Genomic DNA, 13052 nt, shown 5'->3' with positions numbered 1-13052 from the left:
CAGGCTGGAACGGCCGAGGCGGGATCTGCCTACCATGGCCTGACCGCCATCCGCGGCACGGAGCGGACGGCCTGCGAGGGGGGATGGGCACATGACGCGTTCCGTACGGTGGACCGCTCTGGCGGTCGCCTCGGCGCTGTTGGCGGCGGGCTGCTCCGGCGGTTCGTCCGACGACGACAAGGGCGGGCTCTCCTGGGGCCGCTGCAAAGCCACGGCCGACGCCCCGGCGCCGAGCAGCGAATGGCAGTGCGCGACGCTCAAGGTGCCGCTGGACTGGTCCGAGCCGGACGGCGAGACGATCGGCCTGGCGCTGATCCGTGCCAAGGCCCGCGGCGACGACCGCGCGGGCTCGCTCCTGTTCAACTTCGGCGGCCCGGGGGCCTCGGGCGTGTCCATGATGCCGTCGTACGCCCCGACGGTCTCCCGGCTCCGCGAGCGGTACGACCTGGTGAGCTGGGATCCGCGCGGAGTGGGTGCCAGCGAGGGCGTGCGCTGCCGCGGTGACAAGGAGATCCAGGCGGCGGAATCGGTGGACGTCTCCCCGGACACCCCCGCAGAGGAGCAGGCCTATTTCGCGGACGCCGCCGACTTCGCCAAGGGCTGCCAGAAGGACGCCGGGAAGCTGCTGGCACACGTGTCGACGGCCGACTCGGCCCGCGACATGGACCGCGTCCGGCAGACCCTCGGCGACGACCGGATGAACTACTTCGGCATCTCCTACGGCACCGAACTGGGCGGCACCTACGCCCACTTGTTCCCGAAGAAGGTCGGGCGGATGACGCTCGACGCGGTCGTGGACCCCGGCGCCGACACCGTGGGGCACGCCCAGAACCAGGCCAGGGGCTTCCAGCGCGCGCTGGACGGCTACCTCGAGTCCACCGGCCAGGACCCGGCCGAGGGTTCGCGGAAGATCGTGGACCTACTGCGCCGGATCGACGCCCGGCCCTTGCCGACGGCCACGCCCGGGCGGAAGCTGACCCAGACGCTCGCGGTCACGGGCATCATCCTCCCGCTGTACAGCAAGGACAGCTGGCCGACACTGACCAGCGCCCTCGACACGGCGGAGCAGGGAGACGGCTCGGAGCTCCTGGCCCTGGCCGACGGCTACAACGAACGCGACCCGTCGGGCCGCTACGGCACGACGACGCACTCCCAGCGGGTCATATCGTGCCTGGACGACCGGCAGCGGCCGACCGCGGCCGAGACGAAGAAGCTGCTGCCTCGGTTCGAGAAGATCTCCCCGGTCTTCGGCACGTTCCTCGGCTGGGACACGGCCGGCTGGTGCCACGACTGGCCGGTGCCCGGGCAGCACGACACCCCGGAGGTGAGCGCGGCGGGCGCGGCGCCGATCCTGGTGGTCGGCAACACCGGCGACCCGGCCACCCCGTACGAGGGCGCGCGGAGGATGGCCGACGAGCTGGGCAAGGGTGTCGGCGTGATGCTCACCTGGCGGGGCCAGGGGCATGGCGCCTACGGCAGTGGGAGCGACTGCGTCGACTCCACGGTGAACGCGTATCTGCTGGACGGGTCGGTGCCGAAGGACGGCAAGGTCTGCTCATGACGACGGCGGGGGCTCCGGGCACCCGTGGTGCGCGAAGCCCCCGCCGCTCGGATAGGCAGACCGGGTACGGCCTAGTAGACCGGCTTGTCCGGCTCGATCTGGTTGACCCAGCCGATCACGCCGCCACCGACGTGGACGGCGTCCGAGAAGCCCGCGGACTTCAGCACCGCGAGGACTTCCGCACTGCGGACACCCGTCTTGCAATGCAAGACGATCTTCTTGTCCTGCGGGAGGCTCTCCAGGGCGGTGCCCATGAGGAACTCGTTCTTCGGGATCAGCCGGGCGCCGGGGATGGAGACGATCTCGTACTCGTTCGGCTCACGGACGTCGATGATGTCGATGCTCTCGCCGTCGTCGATCCACTCCTTGAGCTGCTTGGGAGTGATCGTGGAGTCGGCGGCCGCCGCCTGGGCCTCCTCGGAGACGACGCCGCAGAAGGCCTCGTAGTCGATGAGCTCGGTGACGGTCGGGTTCTCACCGCAGACCGCGCAGTTCGGGTCCTTGCGGACCTTGACCTGGCGGTACTGCATCTCCAGGGCGTCGTAGATCATCAGGCGGCCGACCAGCGGCTCACCGATGCCGGCGAGGAGCTTGATGGCCTCGTTGACCTGGATGGAGCCGATGGACGCGCACAGCACGCCCAGGACGCCGCCCTCGGCACAGGAGGGGACCATGCCGGGGGGCGGGGGCTCCGGGTACAGGCAGCGGTAGCAGGGGCCGTGCTCGGACCAGAAGACGGACGCCTGGCCGTCGAAGCGGTAGATCGAACCCCACACGTACGGCTTGTTCAGCAGCACGCAGGCGTCGTTGACCAGGTAGCGGGTCGCGAAGTTGTCCGTGCCGTCGACGATCAGGTCGTACTGGCTGAAGATGTCCATCACGTTGTCGGCCTCGAGCCGCTCCTCGTGAAGGATCACGTTCACGTACGGGTTGATGCCCTTGACGCTGTCACGGGCGGACTCGGCCTTCGGGCGGCCGATGTCGGCCTGGCTGTGGATGATCTGACGCTGCAGGTTCGACTCGTCGACCTCGTCGAACTCCACGATGCCGAGGGTGCCGACGCCCGCGGCGGCCAGGTACATCAGCGCCGGCGAGCCCAGGCCGCCGGCGCCCACACACAGCACCTTGGCGTTCTTCAGCCGCTTCTGCCCGTCCATCCCGACGTCGGGGATGATCAGGTGGCGGGAGTACCTGCGAACCTCGTCTACGGTGAGCTCGGCAGCCGGCTCGACCAGGGGTGGCAACGACACGGGGACTCCGTTGGTCGGTCAATCACTACGGTTGTTCTCCCCGTAACAGTGCCATGTGCTTTTTCATTCCGAGACACCTGTTCCGACCAGCGAGACGATGTCGTCCCAGTAGCCGGGCATCGACTCCCAGGGGTCGGTTCGGCCACCGCAGTCCGTGTGGTCGGTGAACCAGATCGTCGCGGCGCCCTGCCAGCGGGCGATGCGCAGGGCCTCGTCCAGGTGGGCGCGGGGCACACCGTGGACGAAGTGGCAGAAGCGCTCCGGCGGATGGTCGGCGGTCCACTCCGCCACCTGCGACCAGCGGTAGTCGCTCCAGGGGCCGGAGAAGGTGACGAGCTGGTCGGCGAGCTCGGCGTAGCCGGGGTTCGGGTGGATGCCGTGCCCGAGGACGATGTGGGCATCGTCACGGATCACACGGAGCGTGGCGACCGTGCGCCGGACCTCGGGCAGCCTGGCGTGGTCCGCCGGGCAGCGGTCCAGGAGGAAGCCGTCGACCTGGTACCAGTCGACGTACCGGTGGGCGTCGGCGACCAGTTCCCCGAAGGCTCGGGAACCGTGCCGGGTGTCGAGCAGGCCGAGGACGCGGACGCCCGCGTTGCGCAGGCGGCCGGCCGCCTCCAGGCAGTGCGGGTCGGGACGGGTCCCGGGGCCGTCGGCCACGTTGAGGACCACCCAGTGCAGCGGGGTGCCCGGGCGGGTCAGTTCGCCCCACTCGGCGGGGGCGAGGAGGGGGTGGGCGTAGCCGGGGACGCCGACGCCGGGGCGCAGCTCCGTGCTCGACGTGCGCAGTCGTGTGCTGGTCAGATGCGGCATGCCGCCTCCATCCAGATGTCCGCGAGGGATTCCTCGAGGCCGATCCGGGGGCGCCAGCCGAGCCGGTCGCGCGCGGTGCGCACGTCGGCCTGCTGCCAGCTGCCGCAGCCGTCCGGGTACGGGTACGCGACCGGGTGCGCGTGGTCCGAGTCGGGCCGGGGGTGGCCGATGGCCGGGCGCAGCGCGCCGGGCGGGCCGTCGAGCTCGTGGAGGGCGCCGCCGTACCCGGCGACGCGGGCGAGGACCGCGGCGGCGTCGCGCAGACGTACGGCACGGCCGGAGCCGATGTTGATGACGCCCTGCGCGGCGGAGAGCGAGGCGGCATGCACAGCGCGGGCCACGTCGCGCACGTCGACGAAGTCGCGCTGCGCGCCGAGGCCGCCGAGTTTCAGCTCGCCGTCGCCGGACTGCATGGCGCGGCGCATGGCCTCGGCGAGACGACCCAGCGGGGAGCCGGCGGGAGTGCCGGGTCCGGCCGGGGAGAAGACGCGCAGGACGACGGCGTCCAGACCGGAGCCGAGGACCAGCTCGGTCGCGGCGAGTTTGCTGACGCCGTACGGTCCGCCGGGCCGGGGCACGGCGTCCTCGGCCGTGGAGGAGCCGGGCTGGCTCGGCCCGTACTCCGCGCTGCACCCGATCTGCACCAGGCGGGCGCCGCAGCCGCTGCGGCGCAGGGCTTCGCAGACGGTGGCGACGGCGACGGTGTTGTGCCGGGTGAGCTCGCGGGCGCCGCCGCGGGTGGCGCCCGCGCAGTTGACGACGACGCCGGGGTGGACCGCGTCGAGGAAGCGGGTGAGGGCGCCGGGGCTGCCGGAGGCGAGGTCGAAGCGGACGTCGGCGTCGTCGCCGCGGCCGAGGGCGGTGAGCTGCACGGCCGGGTCGGCGAGCAGACGGTCGGCGACGAAGCGCCCGATGTAGCCGTTGGCTCCGATCAGCAGGACTCTCATCGCGCGGCTCCCGGGGTGGCGGTGGCTCCGGGGTGGGTGGTCATGCGGGTTCTCCTCGATGCGGGAAGGAAGGGGTGGGGCGGGTGCCTTCGGCGGTGGGGCCGGTGTCCGCGGCGGTCACCGCGCGGGCTCCGGCGGTGCGTGGGCCGAGGCCCGGGTCAGCTTGCGGGTCGCGTGGATCAGGAGGGCCAGGGCCGCGGCTCCGCAGGCGAGCGTGGGGACGCCACCGGCGCCGAAGGTGGTGACGAGGACCTCGACCGGGGTGGCCAGGAAGCCGCAGCCGGGGAGGCGGGAGGTGAAGACCATGGCGAGGGCGGCCGCCTGGACGGTGGCCGTGGCGGTGAGGACCACGGCCGGGGCGTAGGTGAAGCCGTGGGTGGTGAGGAGGCGGGCCAGGAAGAGGAGGGCGCCCAGGGTGAGGACCTCCGCGTAGGCCGCGGGCTCGTCGAGGGCCGCCGCGCAGAGGGCGAGCAGGGCTGCCAGAGCGGCCAGGAACAGGGCGAACGCGCCGAGCAGGAGTGGTCGTACGGCGGCGGCGAAGTCGTCCAGGCCGCGGCTGGCGGCGAGTCTGCGGCGGGTGCGTCCGGTGAGGAGGTGGGTGATCCAGGCCGCCGGCGCGCAGGCCAGGGCGAGGGCCAGGACGGGGGCGGCGGTCAGGGGCCAGGGGCCGTCGGCCGTGCCGGTGGGCAGGGCGTCGGGGCCCCCGGCGACGGCGTTGAGGAGCAGTCCGTCGCCCAGGAGGGCGTAGCCGATGAGCCAGGCGGTCCACGTGGTGGTTCTGCCGGGGGTGGTGCGGTCGGCGGCGCTCAGGGGGCCTCGGCGCAGGGCCGCGTGGAGGGCCAGGGCGACGGTGAGGGCGCCGACGGCGGCCGCGAACAGGCGCGTCTGGCCGTCGGTGAGGCGGAGGGCCGACACGGCGGCGGCGCACAGGGCGCCGGGCAGCAGCGTCAGAAGGACCCAGTCTGCGCGTGGCCGAGGGACGGCGGGCGGGGCGGGCGGAGGCTCCTCCCCGTCCCGGGAGGCCCGTGCGTACATCTCCTCGGCGAGGGAGAAGACATCCCGGTGGCGGAAGCGGGCGGCGGTCCGGTCGGTGATGCCGTGTGCCTCCAGCCCCGCGGCGATCTCCAGCGGGTCCACGGCGCGTTCGCAGAGGTCCCGGTGACGGTGCATCAGCGCCTTCACGGGGTCCGCGGCGCCACGGCGCGGGGTGGCGGCCTTGCGGTCGGCGCCCGCCTCCCGCGCGGACGGCTCGGGGCCGCTGACGGTTTCCCGTTTCGCAGACGGTTCGCGGCCGCTGACCGTTTCCCGTTTCGCGGACGACTCACGTCCGCTGGCCGTTTCCCGGTTCGCGGGCGGTTCGTCGCGGGTGGCTGCCTCGGGGTCCGTGGGCCGCTCGCCGTCGGCCGCCGTCTCCGGGACGGGCGGGATCGCGCCCGCGCTGGCGGCGCTCAGGGTCTCCTCCGAGCGGGCGTCCCAGGCCCCCGGGCTGGTCGGGGTTCCCGGTCGGTCCAGTTCGCCTACGTCGTTCATCGCGCTCCCTCCGGGGCGGGGGCGGGAGTGGTGGCTCGTACGGGCTTGTCCGTCGCCCAGCCGGGGCCTCCGCGGGCGACGAGGCGGGGCGACGGCGACGGGTCGGCCCAGCGGACCGGGACGTGGGCCTCGGCCGGGACCGCGAAGGGCAGCGGTGCTCCCGCCTCGTCGAGGACGACACGGCGGATCGGCGCGCGCGACACGATCTCCAGGTAGGAGCCGTGGAATGCCTCGATGTTCTGCTCGACCGTGAACAGTTCGAGGGCGCGGGCGCGAGCGGCGGCACCCAGGCGTGCACGGCGCTCGGGGTCGCGCAGCAGCGCCACGCACGCCTCGGCGAGGGCCTGCGGGTTGCGCGGCGGTACGACCAGGCCCGTTCCGCCGATGACCTCCGTGACGGCGCCGACGTCGGTCGACACCGTGACGCGCCCGCAGAGCATGGCCTCGACGAGGCTGAGCGGGAAGCCCTCGACGACGCTGGACAGGACGGTCACGGCCCCGGAGGCGTAGGCGTCGGCGGCGCCCGGGAGTTCCGGCCCGCCGATCTCCTCGAAGGACACGGGGTTGTCGCCGGCGGCGTGCGGGCCGTCGGCCTCGTCGGGGAAGAGCTGGGCGGCCAGTGTCCTGCAGTGGCCGAGATAGGCGGCGCCCTCGGCGCCGGCGGGGGCTCCGACGATGCGCAGGCGTGTCCTCGGCTGCCGCTTGCGGACCTCCGCGAAGGCGTGCAGCAACGAGACCAGGTCCTTGGCGGGCTCGACGCGGCCGACCCAGACGAGGGTGTCCGGGTCCGCGCAGTCCGGGGAGTCGCCGACCTCCGCGAAGGGCCGGGCGTCCATGCCGGGGTAGACCGTGCGGAGCTTCCCGCGGTCGGCTCCGCAGCGCTCCTGCCAGCGGCGGGCGTGCGTGTTCCCGGCGGTGACGATCTCGGCCCGGGTGTAGGCCTCGGCCGCGAGTCGGCCGTGGAAGGCGGCGAGCAGGGACCGTACGGCGGGTGGGGCGTCGGGAGCGGTGAGGTAGTGCGTGCGCAGGCGCACGCCGTACTCGGTCACCAGCAGGGGCACGCCGGTGAAATGGCGGGCCAGCAGCCCCGGCAGGACGGCCGTGCCGCCGGACGCGGCGTGGCAGAGGTCGACCGCGCCGAGGCCGTTGTCCTCGTACCAGTCGAGGGAGAGGGGGCGCAGGGCGCGTTCCACGTAGGTGGCCACGGCGAGCAGATCGGGGACGCGCGCCTCGCGTGCCGCGCGGTGGGCGCCGGGCGCGCGACAGGCGCGTTCCAGTGTGCGGACGGCGCTCTCGGAGCGGAGCGCTCCCGCCAGGCCGCCCTCGTCGCGGGCGAGTTCGGCGAGCCCGTACAGAGCGTTGGCGAAACGGTCCGCCTCACGGGTCGACGTCCCCCCGGAAACCGACACGCCGGAGCCCGGCGCCCGACCGGACGCCGACGCATCGCCGGAGAAGGACGCATCACCGGAGACTGACGCACCCCCCAGGACCGACGAGCCACCGGACGCCCCGCACAGCACGGCCGCCAGTTCCCCGAAGCACTCCCTGAAGCGCCGGCGCGCACGGCGCCCCAGCACCATGTCGTCGTCCTCGGCCATCCACAGGGGCGCGGTGCGCACCCTGCGGACGTTCGGCGGCAGCGGGACCCAGCCCTCGTCCTCCTGGTCCTGGCTGCGGCTGAGCGCGTAGACGTCGAACTCGTGCTGGGCGAGCCCGCGCACGAGCCGGTCGCACCAGAGCCTGGCGTCACCGCTCACGTACGGATAGCCACCCTCCGTAAGCAGTCCGATGCGCACGAGTGCACCCCCGATCTCCCGTATGGGGAGCCGCCGTTGCCCGGCGGCTCGCAGCGGGACGAACGTATGCGGACAAGGCGGTGGTGCGGCGGACGGTTGTCCGTCGCACCACCAAAAGGGGTGAACGGTCGTAACTTTCCCGTGCGGCCCGCGTTCCGTCGCGCTAGGAGATCAAGCGGACACGGATGGTCATGCGGGAGAGGGCGGAACGCCCGTCAGCTCGCGGGATACGCCCAGGGGTTGGCGCGGCAACGGATGCCGTCGTGGTCGAGGAACTTGGTCTGCTGCTGCATGACCGGGGCGAGGTCGCCGTCCTTGTCGCAGGTGACGTGACCGTGGCCGAGGCGGTGTCCGACCTCGTGGTTGATCAGCATCTGCCGGTAGGCGTGGATCTTGTCGCCGTACGTCTCCGAGCCCTGGGCCCACCGGTAGGCGTTGATCATCACGCGCTCGGTCGCGGCCGAGTCGCAGGAGACGTTGTCCACGGTGGTGTCCAGGCCGGACTTGGCGCACCAGTCGGCCGTCGTGCCGGGGCTGGCGAGGGTGATGACGAAGTCGGGCGTGCCGGTGTAGATGCGCTCGAAGGCGTACGCCCCGTTGTGGGCCCAGCTGCGCTGGTCGTTGAGCGTCTTCTGCACGGCCTCGGCGAAGAGCTCCCCGTCGAGTCCCAGCCCCTGCTCCACGTCCACGCGGTAGGTGAGCTTCTGCCCCACGCCCGGCGCCTTGGCGATGCCGGGAACGGCGTCGAACTTCCCCGAGCCCTTCAGCGTGGCGGCGAGCGGGTACGTCCTGGCCATCTTCTCGTCGTACGTCAGCGGCCTCGCGGCGGGTCCCGGGGCGGGCGTCGCCCGGTCGTCCGCGCGGGACGCGGAGTCGCGGATGTCGCGGGCCTGGTCGGTGGCGGACTGCGACTGCACGTCGGCACCGCCGGTGTCGTCGGCGACCTGGCCGGCGACGACGACGGCCAGCACGGTGGTGACGGCGGCGGCCGCGATGCCGGTGAAAGTACGGCTCTTGGCGCCCTTGCCCGGCGCGGGCGTGCCGGTGGGCTCCGCGTCGTCGGGGTCGTCGAAGCGGGGGTCGGCCGGGGTGCCGGCGCTCCAGTCCGTGACGGAGGCGTAGGCGTCCGCCGCGTGCGCGGAGGCGGGCGTACGGGGGGCGAAGACGTCGTCCTCCTCTTCGAAGGCGTCGAGATAGTCCTGCCGCGGGCCGGACCCAGGCGCCCGGCGCTGCCGCGGTATGGGAGCACCGCCCCCACCGCTCCCCCTCAACTCACCCCAGCCGCCCCCGGCTTCCCGCTGCTCGGGATGGCCTCCCCGGGCCTGGGGAAAGCCGTACGCGGGCGTCCCGTCGGGCAACCGCGGAACGCCCTGCGCCGGAGTGCCGTCGGGCAACCGCGGAAAACCCTGGGCCGGAGTGCCGTCGGGCAGCCGAGGAACCCCACGCCCCGGTGTCCCCTCGGAGTAACGCGGCACCCCACGCGCGGGCGTCCCGTCGGCCAACCGCGGAACACCATGCGCCGGAGTACCTCCAGTCGGCCCAGGAACACCACGCCCTGGCACCCCGTCGGGAACACGCGGCACCCCACGCGCAGGCGTGCCGTCCGGCAGCCAGCCGTCCGGCAGGCGCGGCACCCCGTGCGGTGGCGTCCCGACCGCCGGCGCCGGACGCGGGCCTGACGCCTGACCGGAACCTGGCGCCTGACCTGGGCCCGATACCGGACGTGGACCCGGAACCGGACGCGGCCCCGACACGGGACGCGGCCCCGACGCGGGATGCGTTCCTGGTCCGGAATACGACCCTGGCCCGGAATACGGCCCCGATGCCGGACGTGGACCCGGCATACGGCGAGGCCCCGCGCCCGGCGGCGGCCAGCCGCCCTGCCCGGGGCCGGGCGGCACCGGGCGGCCACCCCGGCTCATGTCCGGCGCCTGCCCTTGACCTTGTCCCTGCCCCTGGCCTTGTCCCTGACCTTGTCCCTGGCCCCGACCCTGGCCTGCTCCCGGCCCCGGCCCCTGTGCCTGCCCGGCGCGGCCGTCCCGTACTGCGGTTGTGTCCGCGGTGTCGCCCTTGGCGACGGACCCACGGCGGCTGTGGCGTCCCACGTCGCGCCTCAGCCCCCCATGCTCTCGTCGGTACTTTCTCCGTCGACGGCGTCGTCCGCGCGAGCGCCCGGCTCGCGCGCACCCGTGGCGACCGTACCTGCGGCGACCGACTTCCGCCCGTCCACCGCGCCGGAGTCGCGCGTGTCCCCGCCGTCCGGCCGAACCGCGCCCGACTCGGCCCGGCCCGCTCCGGCCCGGGCCCGACGAGCCCGCTGCTCGCCCAACTCCCCCGCGTCCTCGAGGAGTTCACGGAACGCCAGGGCGACCGTCTCCGGGTACTCCATCATGGCCACGTGGCCCGCGTCCGGCAATGTCACGAGCCGCGAGTCGCGGAAGGCCCGGGCCGCCTTCTGGGCCATGCGGAAGCCGACGAGCTGGTCGCGGCCGCCGTAGACGAGGAGGGTCGGCGCGAGGACGCGCTCGGCCTGACGCCACAGGCCCTGCTGGCCGCCCAGTGTGTACGCGTTGACGATCCCGCGCGCGGAGCGCGCCATCGCGTCCCAGAAGTACGGCAGCCGCAGCCGCCGCTCCATCTCGTGCACGGCGTTGCGGAATCCTTCCGGCGTCACCCGCCCGGGGTCGCCGTAGCAGAGCGCCATCACGCCGCGCACCCGCTGCTCCGCCGTCCACGTCCGGGTGAGCCGGGTGAACAGCGGCGCGACACCGGGCACCGCCAGCAGCCCCGTGGGCACGGCGGAGCGCTGCACGCGGATTTCCGGCAGGGCGGGTGACACGAGCGTGAGCGTACGGACGAGATCGGGCCGGACCGCGGCGACACGGGTGGTGATGGCGCCGCCGAGCGAGTTCCCGAACAGGTGCACGGGGCCGCGCCCGGAGGCGTCGAGGTACCGGATGACGGCGCGCGCGTGCCCCGTGACGGAGTAGTCGCCGTCGTCCGGGGGCGGGGAGTCGCCGAAGCCGGGCAGGTCGACGGCCTCGCTGTCGACGATGTCTTCCAGCAGCGGCATCAGCGCCGACCAGTTCTGTGAGGAACCCCCGAGCCCGTGCACGTACAGCGCGGGAGGCAGTCCTTCGCGCGCGGGGGGCCTCGACCGCACCGTGAGCGTGGCCCCGGGCAGCTCGACCGACCTGAGCCGCTCGCCCTCGGCGACCCGGACGGCCCCCACCTTCGGCAGGACATTGGCGGGCGGCACGAACGGCAGCTCGGTCGAAGACATGCGGCAATGTTACGAGACGATCACGCAGTGGCTCATGTGTTCGCCGTCACAGGAATCGGCCATACGGGAGGGGCAGACACCAGAGGACACCAGAGGGGAAAAAGCAGCCGACGGGGCACACGGAAGGCACCGGAGGAGGCAGCCGAAGGGATGCGCACTGCGTCACGTTCCGGACGCGGATCGCATAGCGTCCGGATCGGGTGTCTCCTAGGCTCGTACACAGGGCACCCGCGTGTGGCCCCTGTATTCCCAGGGACGTTCGTAGGAAGGGAGCCCAGCATGGCAGTAGACCCCACCGACCCGGAGACGTTCGAGGCCGAGGACGCGCCCGAGGCGCAGGAGTTCGACGTCGAGGCCCCCGAGGTCGACGCGGCCGAGCAGCACGCGGACATCACGCCGAACCGCGACGACCCGCTGACCGGCGTCGACCCGGACCGCGCCAACGAGGCCGACCTGGTGGAGCAGACCCGGATCGTCTCGCTCGACGAGGACGACTACCGGTGATGCCCGTCGCCGCAGGGCGACGGACCGCACCTTCGAGCAGGAAAGGGGTCGTATTTTGCCCGCTCTGCCCCTGTTTGAAACCTTCGCAACCGCTTTCGTAACCGTCCGGTCCGTGAAATCCTGCGCTCTCACCGCGCACACCACGGTTACCGAAAAGTACGATGGCGACGCGGCCAGATCCGCACGTGGACGACTATGGGAGGCGGCGTGACAGCCATCGAGCAGACAGAGGCGGTTCGCCCGCGGGGCACACGCCTGCCGCGCCGTGCCCGACGGAACCAGCTCCTGGGCGCGGCCCAGGAGGTCTTCGTGGCCCAGGGCTATCACGCGGCCGCGATGGACGACATCGCCGAGCGCGCCGGCGTGAGCAAGCCGGTGCTCTACCAGCACTTCCCCGGCAAGCTCGACCTCTACCTCGCGCTGCTGGACCAGCACTGCGAGTCGCTCATCCAGTCCGTGCGCAACGCGCTCGCGTCGACGACCGACAACAAGCAGCGCGTCCGGGCGACGATGGACGCGTACTTCGCGTACGTCGAGGACGACGGCGGCGCCTTCCGCCTGGTCTTCGAGTCGGACCTGACGAACGAGCCCGCCGTGCGCGAGCGCGTCGACAAGGTCACCAACGAGTGCGCGGAGGCGATCTGCGACGTGATCGCCGAGGACACCGGCCTGTCGCGCGCGGAGTCCATGCTGCTCGCCTCGGGCCTGGGCGGCCTCGCCCAGGTGGTGGCCCGCTCCTGGCTGCACAGCGACCGGAGCGTGCCGCGCGACCAGGCGGTGCAACTGCTGACCTCGCTGGCGTGGCGCGGCATCGCGGGCTTCCCGCTGCACGGGACGGACCAGCAGCACCACTGACGGGCGCGTTGTTCCCGTCCGATGTTCGCTCGTGGCGTTCTCGGGCGGAGCCTGTACGTCCCCTCACCGGGCTAATGTGTGCTGCGTACGGCGCGGAAGGTCGCGCACATCACTGACCGTCGGAGGGACATAGCCGTGGAGGTCAAGATCGGCGTGCAGCACGCGCCCCGCGAGATCGTTCTGGAGAGCGGTCAGAGTGCCGAGGAGGTCGAGCGGGCCGTGTCGGAGGCGCTGGCCGGGAAGTCGCCGCTGCTGACCCTCGTGGACGAGCACGGCCGCAAGGTCCTGGTGCCGGCCGACCGTCTCGCCTACGTCGAGATCGGTGAGCCGGCCCCGCGCAAGGTGGGCTTCGGCGCGCTCTGAGCGCAGCATCCCGGCGCTGCACCCGCAGGCGTGCGGGCGCCGAGGGCGCAGGCATTCAGTGGGGCGGGGCGGGGCAAGGGCCCCCCCCCCCCCGGTGCGTACAGCCCCCCCCACACGCGGACGGGGTACAACAAAGAATGGTGACAACTA

11 protein-coding genes are annotated in these 13052 nt (G+C 73.0%); 4 read left to right on the top strand and 7 right to left on the bottom strand.

What is annotated here, in order from left to right; genetic code table 11:
- Window positions 1-91 precede the first annotated feature (91 nt).
- Complete coding sequence (locus ABZ948_RS31615; protein ID WP_359765302.1) at window positions 92-1561, top strand: alpha/beta hydrolase; 1470 nt, start codon at window positions 92-94, stop codon at window positions 1559-1561.
- Window positions 1562-1632: 71 nt separating this feature from the next.
- Here the strand turns inward: ABZ948_RS31615 and moeZ are convergent, their stop codons facing one another.
- The 7 genes from moeZ to ABZ948_RS31580 all read right to left on the bottom strand — a co-directional run bounded on the left by moeZ (window position 1633) and on the right by ABZ948_RS31580 (window position 11180).
- Window positions 1633-2811 (bottom strand): adenylyltransferase/sulfurtransferase MoeZ, encoded by a 1179-nt coding sequence (moeZ, locus tag ABZ948_RS31610; protein ID WP_359765301.1) that lies wholly within the window; start codon window positions 2809-2811, stop codon window positions 1633-1635.
- Between the two features lie 63 nt (window positions 2812-2874).
- A complete protein-coding gene (locus tag ABZ948_RS31605; RefSeq protein ID WP_359765299.1) occupies window positions 2875-3624 on the bottom strand; it encodes a spherulation-specific family 4 protein in 750 nt (249 codons plus the stop codon).
- Window positions 3612-4571, bottom strand: coding sequence for an NAD-dependent epimerase/dehydratase family protein (locus ABZ948_RS31600; protein ID WP_037766309.1), 960 nt, complete (start codon window positions 4569-4571; stop codon window positions 3612-3614). Before ABZ948_RS31600 ends, ABZ948_RS31605 begins: the two co-directional genes overlap by 13 nt.
- A gap of 117 nt (window positions 4572-4688) precedes the next feature.
- Window positions 4689-6101, bottom strand: a complete 1413-nt coding sequence (locus ABZ948_RS31595; RefSeq protein ID WP_359765297.1) for a hypothetical protein — start codon at window positions 6099-6101, stop codon at window positions 4689-4691.
- Window positions 6098-7897: a DUF3492 domain-containing protein gene (locus ABZ948_RS31590; RefSeq protein WP_359765295.1), complete on the bottom strand. Its 1800-nt coding sequence runs from the start codon at window positions 7895-7897 to the stop codon at window positions 6098-6100. Before ABZ948_RS31590 ends, ABZ948_RS31595 begins: the two co-directional genes overlap by 4 nt.
- A 215-nt stretch (window positions 7898-8112) precedes the next feature.
- Complete coding sequence (locus ABZ948_RS31585) at window positions 8113-9741, bottom strand: DUF3152 domain-containing protein (protein WP_435857671.1); 1629 nt, start codon at window positions 9739-9741, stop codon at window positions 8113-8115.
- A 269-nt stretch (window positions 9742-10010) separates the two neighbouring features.
- Entirely contained in the window at window positions 10011-11180 is a 1170-nt protein-coding gene (locus ABZ948_RS31580) for an alpha/beta fold hydrolase (RefSeq protein ID WP_359765291.1), read from the bottom strand.
- Window positions 11181-11459: 279 nt separating this feature from the next.
- Between ABZ948_RS31580 and ABZ948_RS31575 the strand changes: the two genes are divergently transcribed.
- The 3 genes from ABZ948_RS31575 to ABZ948_RS31565 all read left to right on the top strand — a co-directional run bounded on the left by ABZ948_RS31575 (window position 11460) and on the right by ABZ948_RS31565 (window position 12902).
- Window positions 11460-11684 (top strand): Rv3202a family protein, encoded by a 225-nt coding sequence (locus ABZ948_RS31575; RefSeq protein ID WP_359765289.1) that lies wholly within the window; start codon window positions 11460-11462, stop codon window positions 11682-11684.
- A 207-nt stretch (window positions 11685-11891) separates the two neighbouring features.
- Window positions 11892-12539 carry a TetR/AcrR family transcriptional regulator gene (locus ABZ948_RS31570; RefSeq protein WP_031114312.1) on the top strand — a complete coding sequence of 216 codons (648 nt, stop codon included), beginning with the start codon at window positions 11892-11894 and terminating at the stop codon, window positions 12537-12539.
- 135 nt (window positions 12540-12674) lie between these two features.
- Window positions 12675-12902: a DUF3107 domain-containing protein gene (locus ABZ948_RS31565; RefSeq protein ID WP_031114311.1), complete on the top strand. Its 228-nt coding sequence runs from the start codon at window positions 12675-12677 to the stop codon at window positions 12900-12902.
- Window positions 12903-13052 lie beyond the last annotated feature (150 nt).

Source organism: Streptomyces olindensis, assembly GCF_040645895.1.
In the GTDB taxonomy this organism is placed as follows: domain Bacteria; phylum Actinomycetota; class Actinomycetes; order Streptomycetales; family Streptomycetaceae; genus Streptomyces; species Streptomyces olindensis.
The sequence above is the reverse complement of the archived record's forward strand: the minus strand, read 5'-3'. Positions and strand labels throughout refer to the sequence as shown.